Below are 18074 nucleotides of genomic sequence, written 5' to 3'. Positions count from 1 at the left end.
GGGGGTTGTTGTCTAAGAATAGCGTTGAATGCCTGGAAATCCACCAAAGAATTTAACGTGGCCGTGGTATCTGCGGCAGCTGGCTAAATCCTTACCACAAGCCCGGCGATCGCTTGTGGTAGGGTTACCAGCCAGATCAAAGTGTAGGTTGTCAGGGGCACGACAGTTTTCATCCCCAAGAGTCCACTGGCAGCGCCGCAGAAAAGACCGTGCTGGGACTGTCAACCGCTCTATATCAAAATTAGAGATACAGTCGAATTCTATTTGTTCCATCGGAGTCCAGGTCTGCTGATTAATTCTCAACTTTAATGGACCACGGAACTGAGTCGAATCTTGAGCTGCTTGTCCGTCTAAGAACAAACGCCACGTCTGAATTGCTTCCAACTTTGCCCCTACCATACCGCCGTGGGACTCTATCAATCCGCTGATTAGCCCACTGGCATCTGAAACCACCAAACGAGTGCTTGGTATTGCCCCGTCACCGGTAATACTCAACCAATCAAACTGACACGGGATAGCTTGATAAAGTACCCCGCCGAAACTTACTCCAGCTATGTTTGTGAAATGAAAAGGTGCAATGCGTTCGCTGTAGATCTTAAAAAGATCTACAGGGGCTTCAATGTCAAGGCATTGTACCTCAGATAGTATAGTCACTATTTTTTAGTGGTTTGTTGACATTAGTTCACGTTCCGCGATCGCATGAGCAAGATCTTTCCATGGTGTCCCTTGGGGCTTTTTCACTCCATAACGATCCGCTAACTTCTGAATTTCCTGCCACGGCAAACTAGCAATTTCGCTTGCTCTTTCTTCCGCATTTTCTATACTGTTTTCGCTCTGAGTATTCTCTAAGAGTAATTGTGCTTCCGTTTTCCATCCAGCCTCTAGCCATCCCGACACATCTATACTGTGAATTAATACTGACTCTCCGTCCTTGTAAAGCCTCTCTCCTCCTAAGTATTTATTTTGAGTTTTAGGCTTACTTTGAGTCTCTTTGGTATTTATTTCCTCTGATTGTTCCCAGCCTGAATTGAGCCATCCTGGTAAATCAACAGCATGGACAAATCGCGTCTCTTCTCCTTTTTTAATCATTACCATACGATAAAAGCCCCATAGGTCAGATTTCCTACAGATGTGCCGGTTTTTGTAGCTTTTGCTCGCATCCACTTAGAATCTTTTAGGATGTCGTATATTTCATTGCCAGTAAATGCGATTTCATGATCTTTTGCTGTGCCATTTAGTTCTTTTTTGCCAATTTCTGTAAAAGTTCCATTGGCTGAATCGCTTACTTCAAAAGATATTGTCCAAAGTTCGGTAGTAGCTGTAAATCCTGTGAATGCTCTTTGTATCACAAGAATCTTGAAGTAGTCGCAGATCGTCGGAAAAAATTCTATTGCAGGCTCAGTTGTAGTAGCCGCGATCGCTGGAGATTTAATGTCTCGCAGCATTAACTTTGCATCAACCAACCCACGTCCAAGGTGACGTGGGAAATTCAAAGAGCCTAATATTCTGGCCATGTCCCCCCCTTCAAGCTACTACAGGATTATCGGATATACCCATCAATCTAGCTGCACAATTAGAGAACATTGCAAAGCTAGAATACCATTCAACTCGACTTCTAAAGGCTGGTTTATCATTTATCTCTCCCAACCTTCTAACTTCAATAGGCTTGTTTTGTATACCTACAAGACCCATTGGTCGGAAAGCTACACAGTAAACAGATGTGAAATTGTTACCACTCCCTTGTGGATTTGATTCTGTAAAACCGAGAATTCTTCTTCTCGCATTATCATTTTTTAGCCCAATAATTGGCAATCCTTGATACCTAACTACTTGTCTTCCAAATTCATCGGGAGTGAACGTGATAAAGCCCGCAATATCAGTGTTTCTTGACGCTGCCTGAAGCTTCAACTTAAGTTCTTCATCCATGAACAGATGAGTTGGATTGTCTACCCGAGAAATTAACCTATCTAAATTCGTTAATGATAATGCACCATTGCCATTAATCACCAACTCATTCTCCTCGTCCCCTAGTCTTACCTGAAGCCCGTTCATCTGCCTACCATCAGCAGAATTCATCCCCTTGAAAAAAGCTGTTGTCCATGCTAGCGATAAGGCTCGAACTTTAAATAGTTCCTGCTGAGTTCTCAGATCGCTTTCAGGAAACATTGACACTAAAGCCACATCAACATCAAGATCTCCTCCAGCGATCATCAAAGCCTCCATTTCTTTTTTCCAAACGGCTGTAGACTCCGAGTAGCCTTCATTTATTGCCCGAAATCCAACATCTGGCATTGATTCCAAAACGTCGTAACTAATAGCATTTCCCGATATGTCTGAAAACTGCAACAATCTCAGTACTTCGCTGCTCTCCGCGTAATACCGAACAATTGCGGCAGCCAAAAAATCCTGCTGGGCAGCGTATTGCCGAGCAGTTTCTAACAATGTTGCGGCCATTGCAATTATTGCTAAAACTAATTGGTTTGAATTTTTTCTGTATCCAAATCTTGCACAGCAATTGAATCACTCTCATGCTGCCTGTACCAAGACAGTCTACAATGCGCATCCCGCGCAGCGATAGAATCACTCATCTCGCCATCCAGATATTAACACAAAAATTTTCAAGAGTTAGATCTTTGTTTGATCGCATAGTCCATCATCTCTTCTGCTGTCATCTCACTAAATAATTTTTCTACAGAAACTCTATTGGGTGCGGATGACTTCACCCCAGGGCTGAAACCACTTCCAGAGGCTTGCGATCGCGGTTCAAAAGCCATACCTAATACGGGATCTTTGGCATACTGCTCCATTAATGCCCTGACAGTCATAGGCTTGCCGGTCTTTTTGTCGATTTCAACCAAGCTACCACCTTCTTCCATCACGACTAAATTACCATCCTCGTCCCTGGTAATCCTTCTGATGGCGTGAGGCATCACTAGCTCTAGAAAACTAGTGCTTGCAGACTTAGCTGATTTTTTTCCTCCGGCATCGTAGAATGCTTGGCTTACCATTGACTGTTTTTGCATTTGGTCTATCTGATTTTCCAAGTTTTTGACTTGACTGGCCAAGCTGGAGGAGCGATCGCGTTCAGACGCGATGATCTTGGCCTGCTCCTCCATGGTTTTCTGTCTCTTCTTTTCCGCCTCTTCTGCCTGACTTACATAGGCTCGGTACTCTTCGGGGTCAATTCCATCAAAAGCCTTAAGCTTTTCGTTGAGGTCATTAATCTCCTTTCTGAGCTTCCTCATCACCTTCTTATACCCGACGTGAATGTCGTCTTCTCGATCCTGAGTATCTTGATCAGCAGTAATGTCTACGTCTGGCTGCTGCTGTTCTTGTTCTGAATTGATAGATTCTTCCATATCAGTGTTGGATAGTCAATTAGTCAATAAATTGTACAATAGCAAAAAATCACATCATAGACAAATTGCAACCGTGAGCAAAAATCCAATATTTCCAATCAATTCAATGTTAACTTTTGAAATTCCCCAAGCCTCTAGTGCAAAAAAAGATCCTGAAACAGGAAACCCAGTCATTCTGCACACTAAAATTATGATTCAAGCCTCTTTACATCCTTCCAGTCCTACGGCAAGCATGAGAACTGGAACCTCGTCCCAGAGGGAAATTTCTGGGATTAACCCAACAGACGTGTTCCTTTTTGGTAGAGCTGTGTCACCCAAAATTATCCCTCCAATACTTTGGCCAGGGTCTAGGCATCATGGTAAAATTGTCTACACGGATCCTGCAACCAAAGAAAAGATGCAAGGTACTTTTTTATTACTAGCTGTTATGCCGTCTAGGCACAAGATAGTAACAACAACCATTGGCAATAGTATCCAAGGAATTATGCAAAATATTCAACCATACAACCAATGTCCTGGAAATTAGAGTGGAATCTACCAAGCACAAAGACGATGGTTGCCCGTTACTCGTGGACGACCGACTACGTCGTCTTTGTCCATGAAGGAGCAGTCTTGCGCAATGGAACGAGGATTCCCGCTAGGCCATGGACATGGGTAGCGATCGCAGAGTACGACTTCCGCCATCAATTCGCATTTTTCTACAATCGCTCAGGCACTAGCCTTGGCGACGCTATGGTATCTACAGCCACAGAATTTGGAGGGGTGATGCAAGATGCGATCGCTTCTCCAATTTGGAAGTGGGATAATGTCACTGTGAGAAAATCTGGGGAAATTGCCTATTCACCGAGAAATATCCTTGATACCAAGGAGTTATACAACTCATATAACCTAGTTTTTGTTAGATGAGCCAATCTTTATCGCTGCCCGAACTCAGGGATCGACTAGAGCTATTACTAGAAGAATACCTGGGGCGATACCCAAGCGGACAGAAAGCTGTGTGGGTTTGTCCACCAGAGCCTCCTAGTGTCCCAAATGAGATTCAATGCCTCATCCAGAGAGTGCCAGAATCCCGTATTGACTTTTTGAGTGCAGGACAAAGGTACAGCGATCGCAACTATGTCTTGATTTTGACGAATTTCAACAGAGAGACTAGTTTATCTTCAGCTCTAGATAAGATCGTTGCCAATTTGCCTGTACGACAGTATACCTACATGCCGATAACGGAGCAGAGCTATGAGCAGGCTCGGCTGCTAGTATACGATCCAGTTGTGATTAACGGAGTTTGATGAAATGCCACGCCCATTTGGAGAGACTCAATTAAAAAATACGACGCTAGAGGTATTGCTTTTGCCATATCGCTCAAGAACAGTAACTGAACAAACGATTACACTTGCTGCGGATGCCGCAACTGGAGCTACATCTATTTCCGCGACCGCAGAGGCTAGCACGACAATTAAAGCAGGTACAGGGTTGTCGTTTAGCGGCAATGACAGAAGACATGTACTGGTTATAGAAGATGCAACAGTCGCTACTACTGCTACTGATATAACCATTAGCCCAGCGATCGCTGATATCTCAACAGCTTCTACCGCAACTTTTATCACAGGACTGGTTCCACTATTTGGTATCCAGGAATTCAATTACGCTACACAACCACAAGAAGTGGATACCACAAATTTGCAATCAGGTTCGGGAATGGAATCAGTTCTGGTTCGCTCAGACAGAACCTATGACGTATCTGGTATCACAATCCCAGGTGATGAAGCATTATTTAAAATCATTAAGCCAGTGGCCGAAGATGATGCGCTTTTTGGCAGAGAGGTTTATTTCGTATGCACAACTCCTGATGGGGAGGTAAGAAGAGGGGCGGCAAAGGTTAAAAATTTCAGCGAGTCTGGGAATCAAAACGAAGTCAAACGATATTCCTTTCAATTACAAGTTCAGGGGAGTAGTTTCGTAAGAATATCTCCTCATATCATGTCGGCATAATTACCCTTAATAAAAATCTCCCCCATCTCCCCATCTGGCCATCTCCCCACAGTTCCCACCCTCCCTCTAATTATGGGTATTCAACCTGACTTGATTCATACATTCACAAATACAGTTCAACCCGCCATTGTCAACGGAGCAGGCGGAGGAGGTAGCCATTGATTCATGATAGATATGTTATCTGATCGTACTGGCGTATTGGTAGTTTTGATTTGCGTGACTCCTGATCATAACTATCTATCTTGCGGTTTAGCTTATTTCATGGGCGGATTAAGTGGGTCTATAACTGTTGGAAACGATGAACACAAATATCACATAAAAGTACCAGAGCCAGTAGCGATCGCCGTAAATCCTGTTACTTTTAGCCATCCCGACGAACTTTACAAAGTATTCTACGACAACAACTAATGAAAATACCATTATTAAACAGCAAAAAGCATTCAATAGTTGCGATCGGCAACGAAAATTCCGGATACATATATCTGAAAAAGCTGGGTTACCCAACGGTGGGGGAATGCGAAAAAATCGATCCTCATGAATACCAGCAGCTGCAAGGTCAAGTTATAATACATGACTTGGCTCGGAAGATTGCTGAAGACAGAAACATCTCTCGCGAAGAAGCGATGGGTCTGATCTTTCCATCCCAACAGAGTTCAGATATTGAAGTTTTGGGTGAAGAAAATATACTTTTTGAGTATCCACAAGAAATGGAATCTTTAGCAAAGCTAAAAATTCCAGCTAACCAGCTAAAAGCAATTGTAGCTACCGTAATGATTCAAAACCGGGTGGCTTATCCTGTTAGAGTAAAAAGGAGTATAGATATCAACGGAACTGGCATACTTGTTGAAGAGTTAGGATTTTATGTGCAAGATGGAGACTTGATAAAAATTGGGGATTGTATTGCCGAATCAGTTCGCAATCACGACATAGGAGAAACGGTCTTAACTGTGGCTCCATTATCGAAACCGATTCAATCTAACTGTATAGGTTTCTTGTACAACTTGCAGACGAAACAAGAAGAGACAGGCTCTCAGGATTGGACGCTTGAAGATACATCATCACTAGATCAAGAACTAGTTGAGGCAATATATGATTTTTATCAGAGAGAAAAGGCAAAAGAGCAAGAACCCGGCAATGAGGGAAAGTTACCAGCTGGGCAAGAGAATGGCCAGATCAAGACTACAAACCCATTGATTGGAGAAATGTCTACTGGAGAATTCAATCCTATCGAATCTCAGATCCCAGATTTTCAAGCTGGGAACAATTCTTATGTCAATCAACCTGGCTAGTGCTCGATTGTCTTCAATTCTTTGAGCAAGAGAGACGAGAGAATGCCAATATAGCTTCTTACACTCAAGCTGTTGGCTGGTCGGGATTGTTCAATGGGTTTGCCACAGAAAAAGGAAATCAATCAACTCCACTAGACTTTCTGCCTTTCAAAGACAAATCCGATTCAGCGGATAAAACCCTGATAAGCGATCGCACTAAGAAAATACTGAAGCAATTATTTGACAGTAAGAAGCTGAATCCAGTGGTGATGTCAGCATTATGTGTTTATCTTGAGTGAATAGATGAGTCTAATAGTCCCAATCAATCCCATAATCAAGCTACTAAAGATACCTCCCGAGGGGGTATCCTCTCTGAAAGTAACACTAGAAAAAATCAGCAAGTTTGATGAGTTAAATGAAACTGAGTATAGCGATCGCTTAGTCGATATACTCGAAGAGCTAGAACCATCGAACTCCATCCCTGACGGTTTAAACCCAGATTTGCTAAGTCTAGGTAGATACGGTGTCAAAGAGTTCCAAGACGGCGAATTCCAGATTCAATTCGAGAAAGGTGTTCGCAGTTCAAGAGATACGGCTGTGATGGAATTAAAGCAGATATTAACTAGTTTTGGATTTGAGGTTGAATATACTGCAACCTCTTTCAGAAGTTGGCAAATACCTCTACACCGAAGTTAATCATGTTACTAGAGTTGCCACTGTCAGTTGATGGGATTAGTCACATTTTTACTGTTGAGTCGTTCAATGAACGGTTAGGTGATGGCTATGATCAATTAGCTTTGCCGTGCAGCAGGATAGTCTCAGAGTCATGGGAATTGAGAACTATCGCAATCCCTACCAATGACAAAAACAGTATATTGAATGTATTAAGAGTATCTAGGGGCGAAAAAATCCTAGAGTGGAGGTTATCACCTGATTATCCACTCCAGGATTTTTTTTGCGATCGCTGGCAAGAAATACCTGTCGGGGAAGGCTACTGGCAAATAGCTTTGACATTAACTCTGACCAATTATTGGGAGGTCAATGAATGCTTGATCAGAGAAAGCGATCTAACCACAACTCATCCAACAATTCCGTTGGTGCTCCATTATGGATCATCTCAGTCTTACGATGCTAGGTACTTGGGGGAAAGGATCAGGGGAGGAGTTGACACTAGGGCTAGCTTTGGGATGAATGCTGTTGATAACTCATGGTCGGTAACCGCAGTATTGTCACCGGAGGAAACGAAAGAGGTATTAACGTTCTTGGGGGAACGCTGCGGGAACAGCTTTGAGTTCAACCTGCCAGGCCAAACCGGAAAGGTCTACAACTGCAAGGAGTGGCGCGTTGACCACCTGGGAGATGGTTGGTGGAATTTTAGTGCAACCTTCAAGAAAAACAATCAGCCGTTTAAGCCCACGATCGCCCTTGAGATAGAGAATTTGTTTGACTATTATGGCGATCGCGAATCTGTGGTCAATGCGATCGCAGCCTCGATGCCTGACCAACAAATAGATCAATTCCTACAAGAGTCACTGGAATGGCTCAACAGGTACACCCGACAGGAATATCCATTGGTGATGAATCCGCAGTACCTGATTGTCAATAGCTTTCATACAACCCTAGGGCGGGGTGGGTATTTCCCGCCATCTGCTGGTCCATCAGAAGGGCAATCAGTAATAGCTCGGGCTGCTTGCCTAGCATATCAGGCTACTGGCAATACTGACTGGATAACTCTTGCTGTGCGAACAGGGGATGCATTACTTAATAACTACTTTGTTGTACCCATCCCTCAAAACTGGCAGCCAAGTGATGGCATACGGGTTCCCCACTGGCTGATCAACATCAAAGAACCATTCACTTCAAAAGGAGCTGCCTCTACTACCGGAGATCCGCTGAACATGGGGCATTTTGACCTTGTGTTGAATTTTGTAAATGGAGTGTCCTTCATCCAGCACGGCAGTCCTGATTTTGGTGAGTTTTTGGCAAACGTTTACAAGGTTTATGATGCCAGCGATCGCTTACTCTGGCAGAATGTATACTCTCCCACGGTCAGCACAACTCCTGTTCCCATTGATTACTGGGTGACCAATGTCATGCTTGATGGAGTCATATCCCGACAATATGGGGATTCTGAGTCTCCCGGCGGTCGCGCTCCAACTCCAACCTCAGAGCCTCCTGGCAAGATTGTTTTGTCTACCCCATACACAGGTCAAGCTAAAGTGGTCTACTCGACTTATACCGGGGTAGTGATTCGGATTAATCAACTGTTTGAACCCTACCCGATGTGGCGACCACTGCGCCCAGGAGAAGCTCTTGGGGCTATCGATGTCTTTCCCTGGTCAGCGGATGCATTTGACTTGCTGTATCGGTTGACCAATGAACAACGGTTCCTGAATGCGTACAATTGTACTGTTTACAGTGAGGTGATCGCAGCGGAAGTAATAAATCCGTCATCTTGGTACAAAAAAGATGACACTATTAACCCATTCTCTTACCCTGGCTCTCAGGTCATTCCTGTTCCTTCCAGTAGAACGTTCACAGCATCAAGGGTCACTACCGGAAACAAAAAAGATTGGATCCAAATAAACGTATCAAGGGATGCTGACCCCTTTCCATCTATTGAACTACAGAACTTCGCGGTCAGCATTTACATGGAAGAGGTCTCGGAGGTATTTGTAGAGGCAGCCTGCAATCGCCCAGCTGACCTAGAAATTGTACTATCACTATCAGATAATCCGTTTGATTTTAGCCTTTACTATATCGCTCACCTGCTAGTACCTGGTTCTGGGACTCCCACATCCAAGACCTTTAAGCCGGAAGAGTTCTTTTTGTGGGATAAAAGCAAGACTTCCTGGCATCCGTACATTGCAGAACAGCCGGTTTTTGTTTATTCCGGAAGCAGTGGACGCGCGATCGCAACCAAGATAGAAGATTCGCCAATTGGTGGAATAGTTACCCCAGTCTGGCAGCTGACCCTAGACAAAAACAGTGACTTTGCCGGAGGAGGACTGGTCATGCTTGGTACTCCCCCACGGTTCCCGCTGAAGGTATACATGAAGCATGAAGGAACAGGGGAAGCTAACTTGGCAGTTACTGTCAATGGAAAAAAGTACCGTAAAAAGCTAGAGCAAAGTGAGTGGCGATCGCTTACTTTGACAGAAAATGATTTTGAAGACTCAGATGACGAGTCTCCACCTGGGTCTGCTGTGATCTCAGGTCTAGAAGTTGAAGCAGTTGATGGAACAACCACAACATACTTCTGGTGGGTCTCTGAAGAGCCAAATACACTACCAGTCCCGGTGCAGACTTACAAAGCCCTGGTTGTGTCCAGAATCAGAGAAGAGCATATTCTATGGGTCGGTAACTTTGAAGCTCTAAACTCCCCCTCCTCTGCACTGAAATTTTCCCCTGGTGTTGTACCATTTACCGCCAACGTGGTTAGTGATGGCCAGGGAGGCCAAGTTATAGATGCCTGGCGAGGTATCCCAATGACGGGCTATCAGTACCCGGCTTACTACGTCAAAAGAGGATATTGGGAGCGGCTTAGCCAAGTCCTAGACTTTATGTCCGAATCTCAGGAGGTCTATAGAGAGCAGAATGTTAACAAAACTACTGGACCATTCGCTCCAGGATTTGGATGGGAGTATTGGGATGCGGGAGAATATGTGCCGGAAGGGATAAACCAATGGACATGGAATGCTGTAGACCCTAACAGCCAGTGGGAAGGCTATTATTGTCGGCCATGGGAATCAGTTTGCCACGCTTGGTACTTGCTTGCTAGTGGCCAATATCCAGGAGCTGCACCCAGCAATATCAGGTCTTTGACCGAAAGAGCTGGTCTGGTATCCATGCGGTTTGCTCAATGGCTGAGTAAACTCTATTCCACCCGCCGTAGCTTTCAACCTCCTTCTGACTTCCCTGAGTTTACAGACCCAGAAGTAAACTACCACACCCCCCACTTTGCCGCTTTTGCACTTCGGGCTTCAATCTATTGCAATCTAGCCGGTGGCAACCCTGCTGTTACCCTACGACTAATCAAAGCCAGCTACGACTACCTGGTATCTCAATATATAGACAGTGGTTCAATGAAAGGTAGCTTTGCCGCATCTCAGCCTACCTTTCAGGCCAACGGAATAGAGTATCGGGAGTTCTTTGGTTTTTGGGAAGCAGAAATTATTGAGGCGATCGCTTTGCTGAAACAATCCAAAAATTTATTCAACTACCCAAAATGTGTTTATTTCATCAAGACTTAGGGGATGTTCCCTTACCTCTCATTCCCTATTATCAAAAACTTTTGAGACAAGAACGAGAACTTTTGGAGCTAATTTATGAGCTGGACTTATGGGAAAATAGACGGCCTGAATACTTGCATAAACAAGCTATGAAAAAACTTCACGTAGGAATAATTGGATATGATTTAAATACCAAAGACATCATTCATGAAAAGCTATCGATTTTGCAGCTGCGGCAGTACTGTACCGCGATCGCGGCGGCGATAACAAGGATTGCTCAGGGGGATTCTTACCCTGCAAATGCCATGGAATACGAGGTTAAGAGAGTACTGAATGGAGAAATCCCACTGATTGAATGATGGACAAGAATGGCTATTTTAGATTTAGTCCCCAAGTTTGGGGCAACCAAAACTACAAGTGCAACGGACTTTAAGACGAAGTTGGGTGATGGTTATTTATTATCCAGTAGAGTACCAGGCAGCAAGAGAGAAGAATGGACAATAACTGCCCCAAAGCTAACCAATTCAGAAATGTTAACCACTGTGTCAATCCTAGAACAGTATGAGGGGCGTACTCCCTTCCAATGGAGGCCAGATGCAAATGTTGGGTACAGAGACTTCTATTGTCAGTCCTGGTCAGTCACTCCCCTAGGGGTAGAGCAGGGGGATTTGATCTGGGAGATGACCTGCCAGTTTGTAGAAGTTGTCTAATTGGACATATTGTCAAACTGTGTCTAGTTTGGAGGGGAAATCAGACAGAGCAGCTTAGCCAGGCATCGAGGAAAAGTGGGGAGGCGATCGCGTAGGGTCGGATATGCCGAATCCCTATCCTTATACTCGAATCTCTAGACATAATATCCAACTCTGTCCAGTTTGCTCAATCTGACCAACCAGTTTGCTAAAACCCCAATGTCTTGACATGTCTAGTTTGCTGTATATTGCCAACCAGTTTGTTGTATATTGTCAACCAGTTTGCTACATCTTGCAAGCAATCCTATATATATAAAAGAAATACACTAGATGTATTAGTGAGATGATATCAGAGCGCTCACTCCCATTGTTTGGGAATTTCTACCCAACTTTTCCGGAAAAAGAGCAGCCAGGGAGGAACATAACTTTCCATCCCTTTATCCCTAATCCCTTTTCTTTCACGCTCCGCTGTCGGTAATAACGTAGCTAGGTAAATTCATGGACGTTTGATTGTTTGATCAGAATTAATCCGGAAGGAAAATAAGTCTGGCTGTATGTACTCATTGTAGCCCTAGTTAATCTACCCTAGTTACTCAGATATGGAACCTCTAGCCATTGCCGCCCTAGCCTTTATCGGTACGAAAGCTGCGGAAACTACAGTAGAAAAGTTCACTGAGGCAGCCATAGAAAAAGCTCAGCCCCTGCGCCAGAAGATTATTGATAAGTTAAGGAGTAATCCCAGGGCTGAAGTAGCTTTGCTAGCTGCTGAACAAGGTTCAAAGACTCATGTAGAAGTTGTATCTAAGTATTTGCAAGAGGCGATGGCAGCAGATTCTCAATTTGCCCAGGAGATTGAAGCATTAGCAAGAGAAATCAAGAATTTAAACCAAGGGGAAGGGGAAAACTTGCAAGTATCTGGTGGTGAGGTAAATTACAACAAGGTAACAGAACAGGAGTTTATTGGCTTGAGTCAGAAATCCCAAAAACGCCAGCGTCAAAGTATTATAGGCTTAATAACAGTAGGGTTTGTAACAATTTCTGTCCTAGCAGCAGTGGCTATTTGGCAATGGCGTGAGGCGCTTATCGGTAAAGAAAATGCGAATCTTCAAGCCAAAATGGCAACGTTAAAGTCCCGCTTAGTCTCAGGAGAGAAAACCTTGGATGTTCAGTTGGGTGCAATTGAACTAAATCGAGAATTACAGCAAGCTAAGAAACCAACGACAGATGTTCTGATTCAAGGTGTAAACTTGCTACGACAAACTGTGTATCAACTAAGAGAGATTAACCGTTTTAGTGGGCATCAGGATATGGCCTTGGCTGTAACCTTCAGTCCCGATAGCAAGTACCTCGCTTCTGCTAGTGGTGATAATACGGTGAAATTGTGGACTGCTGAGGGGAAATTAGTTGAAACCTTGATTGGGCATCAGGATAGGGTCTGGGCTGTAACCTTCAGTCCGGATGGAAAATACCTCGCTTCTGCTAGTGATGACAATACCGTGAAATTGTGGACGCGAGAGGGGGAATTGGTTGAAACCTTGATTGGCCATCAGGATAGGGTCTGGGCTGTAACCTTCAGCCCGGATGGAAAATACCTCGCTTCTGCTAGTAGGGACAATACGGTGAAGTTGTGGACGCGAGAGGGGGAATTGGTTGAAACCTTGATTGGGCATCACTTTGGGTACTCGGAAATCTTCAGCCCGGATGGAAAATACCTCGCTTCTGCTAGTGCTGACAATACAGTCAAATTGTGGACGCGAGAGGGGGAATTGGTTGAAACCTTGAGTGGCCATCAGGATAAGGTCTGGGCTGTAACCTTCAGCCCGGATGGAAAATACCTCGCTTCTGCTAGTGCTGACGATACCGTGAAATTGTGGACGCGAGAGGGGGAATTGGTTGAAACCTTGATTGGGCATCAGTATGATGTCATACATGTAACCTTCAGTCCGGATGGAAAATACCTCGCTTCTGCTAGTGATGAGTGTCAGGTAAAGTTGTGGACGCGAGAGGGAGAATTGCTTGAAACCTTGAATGTGCCTGAGGATGAGCGTCTTTTGTGTAAAGCCTTCGGTTTCAGTGGAGACCTCATGGCCTTCACCCGAGATGGAAAATACCTCGCTTCTGCTAGTTATGACAATACGGTGAAGTTGTGGACGCGAGAGGGGGAATTGGTTGAAACCTTGATTGGGCATCAGGGTTTGGTCAGGGCTGTAACCTTCAGCCCGGATGGAAAATATCTCGCTTCTGCTAGTAATGACAATACGGTGAAATTGTGGACGCGAGAGGGGGAATTGGGTGAAACCTTGAGGGGGCATCAGGATAAGGTCTGGGCTGTAACCTTCAGCCCGGATGGCAAGTACCTAACTTCTGCTAGTTATGACAGTACGGTGAAATTGTGGACGCGAGAGGGGGAATTGGTTGAAACCTTGAGGGGGCATCAGGGTTTGGTCTCGGCTGTAACCTTCAGCCCGGATGGAAAATACCTTGCTTCTGCTAGTTATGACAATACGGTGAAGTTGTGGACGCGAGAGGGGGAATTGGTTGAAACCTTGAGGGGGCATCAGGATAAGGTCTCGGCTATAACCTTCAGCCCGGATGGAAAATACCTTGCTTCTGCTAGTTATGACAAGACGGTGAAATTGTGGACGCGAGAGGGGAAATTGGTTGAAACCTTGAGGGGGCATCAGGATAAGGTCTCGGCTGTAACCTTCAGCCCGGATGGAAAATACCTCGCTTCTACTTATGACAATACCGTGAAATTGTGGACGCGAGAGGGGAAATTGGTTGAAACCTTGAGGGGGGATCATTATGATGGTATCACGGCTGTAACCTTCAGTCCCGATAGCAAGTACCTCGCTTTTGCTAATTATGATACGGTGAAATTGTGGACTACTGAGGGGGAATTGGTTGAAACCTTGATTGGGCATCAGTATTATGTCATGGCTGTAACCTTCAGCCCGGATGGAAAATACCTTGCTTCTGCTAGTTATGACAATACCGTGAAATTGTGGACGCGAGAGGGGAAATTGGTTGAAACCTTGATTGGGCATCAGAATTGGGTCTCGGCTGTAACCTTCAGCCCGGATGGAAAATACCTTGCTTCTGCTAGTCATGACAATACCGTGAAATTGTGGACGCGAGAGGGGAAATTGGTTGAAACCTTGAGGGGGCATCAGGATTCGGTCAAGGCTGTAACCTTCAGCCCGGATGGAAAATACCTCGCTTCTACTAGTTATGACAATACGGTGAAGTTGTGGAACTTTAACCGAGAGGAACTCCTCAAACAGGCTTGCAATCAGCTGAGTGGCTACCTGAAAAATAACCCCAATGCTAGTGATAAAGAGCGTCGTCTTTGTGGGGTGGAAGCTTCTGCAACATTTTTCCTTTTGAAAGGCGAAATGCTAGCACAAGAGGGTAAGATTGATGAGGCCATTCCTAAGTTTGAAAAAGCCTTAGAACTTGACCCTAGTTTAGATTTTGACCCTCAGACTAAAGCCAAACAATTGGTATCACCACGGTCTATGGGTAAATACTGAAGTTCGTTTTTTCCAATTAATGGCTAAAACCCTAGTGGAGAGGGCATTTTGCGATCGCACTCCATCCCTGACCCCATCCATACTCAACGGTAAAAATCCCCAACCCGCCAATCCAATTTCCGCAATTGACCTTTAGTCACACTAAGCGATTGCTGTCCAGCAGTTAGGAGAGAATCATCCCAACACCCAAACTATTTCACGTAATTTAAGCAGACTATTAGACCAAAGTTGAGTCTCATAGAATTAGACCAAGTGTCCCAGAATCAGAACATCCTATTAGCCTATTTTCCGCTAAAATCATTCCATTATTTATTAAGCAACGCCCAAATTTGGATAGCATTTTCATTTGAGATGTTAACTGTTTATGTCTTATTTTATTTTACTATAAAACTCTGGATTTATTGCCCCTATTGCCTATTGCATTTTTTGACAATCTATAACTTTACAACTCGTTTTAAATGCTATATTTGGGATTCAAAAAATTAGATGGGTTTGTCCTGAAATAACTTGTGATTTTCTAATAGAAGCTTTTCGACAATATGTAATTGTTGTTCTAATTCTCTTTTTGCTTCTTTTCTCACGAAGGCAATAATACGTTGCTGCATATCTGAAGGAACACCCATACTATACCAAGTTCCAAGAATACTACCCTTTACACGATTCCAGGTTCTTTGTCTTGAAAGAGCTGAATCAAGGTATCCAGATGAGTCAACGAATTTTTTTAACCAGTTTGGGGTGTGGTCAATACCTTGAAAAAAAATGTCTTCGTACGTACGGTATAATTTAACAGCAGTTGAGATCCAGCCTCCGCCAGGAGCGTTGTATATAAAAAAGTCAGTTGGTAACAACTGTAGCTCAATCTTGAAGCTTCCTACAGGAATACCAAAGCGATCCCCTAACTTTCTAATATCGTTTTTCAATCCTTCATTAGCAACTTTACTAAGACGATCAAATGCAGGTTCAAAAAGACGTTTCTTACCTTTATTTAGCCATTTTCGGTAAAGCTGTAATGCATAGGGATATAACCCTCCTTGACTAGGTAAGTTTAAGGGTTTATCCTTCCAGTGATTAGCCATCGGTGTCCAGACTGCCTCAGTCCATGATTCTTCAAATAGCTGAGCGACTTCACTTACAAATGGACTCAATTCAGAGGAAACCACTGACTCAAACTTTTCACCCCAAATTAGGGAGATTGCATCATTATAAAAACGCTCAACATTATGATGACATTGCCCATAACCTGCTAACCCACGAGCAACACTCAGAGAAGGTTCTGGATCGCGGACTAAAGAGGCGTTTGGAAATACTTCTTTTACTTCATCCAGAAGTTGCTGAATCTTTGAACCACCACCTGTTAAAATTACGACTTCTGGATGATCAGATAATGGTAAACTTTTTAATGTTTTTAGTAAAGAGCGATAGTGGTCAAGCCATGACTCCCCATTATTCCAAATGAAGGGATCCGACAAACAATTTTGAAGATTAAGTGAAATCAGTAAATCCCAACAATTTTTAGCCCATTCTCGCTGTTTTAACAAATTACTTGGGTCAACACTACAATCAAATGCATATTCTTTAGCAAGCCGACACAAATACAGTAGAAACTTTTTATTCTCATGATTGTCTGCTAATGCTTTGAATTTTTTCCCATCTGGGTGTATGCGGCAAAGTGTTCTTAGCAACTGCTCATCAACTAGTTTTAGTCCAAAATCTCCACCTAAATCTTCAATTTCAAACGCATCAAGATGATCATCAGTATTATAAGTGAGAACAGTAATATCTGTCGTCGAAGATCCAATATCAATTAATAAAACTTTATAGTTTTTATTGTCTTTATAGTTTTTATTGTCTTTATTGTCAATAAGTTTACGAAGTTTACGAAGAACTTGTTTACTATACGAATCTTCACATATGGTTAACACATTAAGAGCTTGAATTATAGCAGCCCTTGATTCGGGAACTATCCAGCAGCGTGGCCTATCTTTACCATCAAAGTATTCCTCGAAATGTTTTTGATATTTTTCCCGTGATTCATCTTTCCAAGCAGATGGACAACCAATATATACTTCACAATTCTCTGCCACTTGTGGATTCTCTTTGGAAAAAGCATCAAATATTTTTGATATAAATAAATAGAGATTATCTCTATTTGCAATCCACAGATTATTCTTCTTATTTGGTTCACACTTAAAATTAATTTCCAGTTCTCTTACATCAGATCGCACCATGGCGGATTCACCAATAGTTATGACTCCGTTACCTAACTTTGCTATCGCACTGGGAATAGTTTTTTTGCCATCCATAGCAAAACAGGTCATTTGTTCTGGTGAGTTCATTTGTTTTGGTAAGTAGTTAGCAGCAACATATGATAAACAAGTTTCACCATCGCCTAGATCTATTCCAACAATATATTTTATAACACCGCTACGAGGAATATTTTGAGGAGTATTTTGTAGTGTTAAATTAATAATATCACCAGTATTAAGGTTATCTACCTTAGACATAAAAAGGCTCAAAATTGAATCCAGACCCGCAGGATTGGAGAATGGTGAATCTACTTTTTTTGCTTTAATATCTCCAACAATTACACGATCTGCTTCTAAGTTTCTTGCTTTTATCCCTAAAACTTTAGCTCCTCCTTCTGAGATTACATTATTGATTTGGACAGTGACAGCTTTAACATTTTCTAAGTCTATACCTATAGCATCAAATCCTTCTTTATGTGATTTTTCTAAAGATTCTGTTAGAGCTTTGGTTTTGTTGAGAAGGTCATTAATAATTTCAATTTTATGTGGCGTTTTTTCCATTTTTTCAATTACATCGACTAAATCTTCAGCCAGTAATTGTTGTCTTTCCTGAGTAGGTCTATTTTCAAGTTGCTCTACTGGTTGCTGAAGTCCAAATTGTTCACCAATAAATACTTTAAGTGAACGGTAGTTTGCTTGAACCTCTTCTTCTGCCATCTATGCGCAGCATGAGTGCTTAAAGTTACCGTAAGATAGTT

18 protein-coding genes are annotated in these 18074 nt (G+C 43.2%); 12 read left to right on the top strand and 6 right to left on the bottom strand.

Going from position 1 to position 18074, the window contains the following annotated elements:
- Positions 1–12: 12 nt before the first annotated feature.
- The 5 genes from F6K51_RS05005 to F6K51_RS04985 form a co-directional block, all read right to left on the bottom strand.
- Positions 13–654, bottom strand: a complete 642-nt coding sequence (locus tag F6K51_RS05005; RefSeq protein WP_293018552.1) for a hypothetical protein — start codon at positions 652–654, stop codon at positions 13–15.
- Positions 655–660: 6 nt separating this feature from the next.
- The gene (locus F6K51_RS05000; RefSeq protein ID WP_293018550.1) at positions 661–1089 is read right to left on the bottom strand and encodes a hypothetical protein; all 429 of its coding nucleotides are present in this window, start codon (positions 1087–1089) and stop codon (positions 661–663) included.
- Positions 1089–1514 carry a hypothetical protein gene (locus F6K51_RS04995; RefSeq protein WP_293018547.1) on the bottom strand — a complete coding sequence of 142 codons (426 nt, stop codon included), beginning with the start codon at positions 1512–1514 and terminating at the stop codon, positions 1089–1091. The genes F6K51_RS05000 and F6K51_RS04995 overlap by 1 nt, the downstream gene beginning before the upstream one ends.
- 10 nt (positions 1515–1524) lie before the next feature.
- On the bottom strand, positions 1525–2454 hold the full coding sequence (locus F6K51_RS04990) for a major capsid protein (protein ID WP_293018545.1): 930 nt from the start codon (positions 2452–2454) through the stop codon (positions 1525–1527).
- Positions 2455–2618: 164 nt separating this feature from the next.
- Positions 2619–3359 (bottom strand): hypothetical protein, encoded by a 741-nt coding sequence (locus tag F6K51_RS04985; RefSeq protein WP_293018543.1) that lies wholly within the window; start codon positions 3357–3359, stop codon positions 2619–2621.
- Positions 3360–3363: 4 nt separating this feature from the next.
- Between F6K51_RS04985 and F6K51_RS04980 the strand changes: the two genes are divergently transcribed.
- From F6K51_RS04980 to F6K51_RS04925, 12 genes are all read left to right on the top strand, one after another.
- Positions 3364–3885 (top strand): hypothetical protein, encoded by a 522-nt coding sequence (locus F6K51_RS04980; protein WP_293018541.1) that lies wholly within the window; start codon positions 3364–3366, stop codon positions 3883–3885.
- Positions 3870–4265 (top strand): hypothetical protein, encoded by a 396-nt coding sequence (locus F6K51_RS04975; RefSeq protein ID WP_293018539.1) that lies wholly within the window; start codon positions 3870–3872, stop codon positions 4263–4265. Before F6K51_RS04980 ends, F6K51_RS04975 begins: the two co-directional genes overlap by 16 nt.
- Positions 4262–4645, top strand: coding sequence for a hypothetical protein (locus tag F6K51_RS04970; RefSeq protein ID WP_293018537.1), 384 nt, complete (start codon positions 4262–4264; stop codon positions 4643–4645). The genes F6K51_RS04975 and F6K51_RS04970 overlap by 4 nt, the downstream gene beginning before the upstream one ends.
- 4 nt (positions 4646–4649) lie before the next feature.
- The gene (locus F6K51_RS04965) at positions 4650–5348 is read left to right on the top strand and encodes a hypothetical protein (RefSeq protein WP_293018535.1); all 699 of its coding nucleotides are present in this window, start codon (positions 4650–4652) and stop codon (positions 5346–5348) included.
- Positions 5349–5513: 165 nt separating this feature from the next.
- Positions 5514–5756: a hypothetical protein gene (locus tag F6K51_RS04960; RefSeq protein ID WP_293018534.1), complete on the top strand. Its 243-nt coding sequence runs from the start codon at positions 5514–5516 to the stop codon at positions 5754–5756.
- Positions 5756–6637: a hypothetical protein gene (locus F6K51_RS04955; RefSeq protein ID WP_293018532.1), complete on the top strand. Its 882-nt coding sequence runs from the start codon at positions 5756–5758 to the stop codon at positions 6635–6637. The genes F6K51_RS04960 and F6K51_RS04955 overlap by 1 nt, the downstream gene beginning before the upstream one ends.
- Positions 6637–6915 (top strand): hypothetical protein, encoded by a 279-nt coding sequence (locus F6K51_RS04950; RefSeq protein WP_293018531.1) that lies wholly within the window; start codon positions 6637–6639, stop codon positions 6913–6915. The genes F6K51_RS04955 and F6K51_RS04950 overlap by 1 nt, the downstream gene beginning before the upstream one ends.
- Before the next feature lie 4 nt (positions 6916–6919).
- Complete coding sequence (locus F6K51_RS04945) at positions 6920–7312, top strand: hypothetical protein (protein WP_293018530.1); 393 nt, start codon at positions 6920–6922, stop codon at positions 7310–7312.
- On the top strand, positions 7285–10869 hold the full coding sequence (locus F6K51_RS04940; RefSeq protein WP_293018529.1) for a hypothetical protein: 3585 nt from the start codon (positions 7285–7287) through the stop codon (positions 10867–10869). Before F6K51_RS04945 ends, F6K51_RS04940 begins: the two co-directional genes overlap by 28 nt.
- On the top strand, positions 10845–11207 hold the full coding sequence (locus tag F6K51_RS04935) for a hypothetical protein (protein ID WP_293018527.1): 363 nt from the start codon (positions 10845–10847) through the stop codon (positions 11205–11207). Before F6K51_RS04940 ends, F6K51_RS04935 begins: the two co-directional genes overlap by 25 nt.
- Positions 11208–11216: 9 nt before the next feature.
- Positions 11217–11558, top strand: coding sequence for a hypothetical protein (locus F6K51_RS04930; RefSeq protein ID WP_293018525.1), 342 nt, complete (start codon positions 11217–11219; stop codon positions 11556–11558).
- A 578-nt stretch (positions 11559–12136) separates the two neighbouring features.
- Positions 12137–15070: a hypothetical protein gene (locus F6K51_RS04925; protein WP_293018523.1), complete on the top strand. Its 2934-nt coding sequence runs from the start codon at positions 12137–12139 to the stop codon at positions 15068–15070.
- Positions 15071–15552: 482 nt separating this feature from the next.
- Here the strand turns inward: F6K51_RS04925 and F6K51_RS04920 are convergent, their stop codons facing one another.
- Positions 15553–18033, bottom strand: coding sequence for a hypothetical protein (locus tag F6K51_RS04920; RefSeq protein WP_293018522.1), 2481 nt, complete (start codon positions 18031–18033; stop codon positions 15553–15555).
- Positions 18034–18074: the final 41 nt, after the last annotated feature.

It is taken from the genome of Moorena sp. SIO3I8, from assembly GCF_010692325.1.
Lineage (GTDB): Bacteria > Cyanobacteriota > Cyanobacteriia > Cyanobacteriales > Coleofasciculaceae > Moorena.
This window is presented reverse-complemented; position numbering and strand designations above follow the sequence as displayed.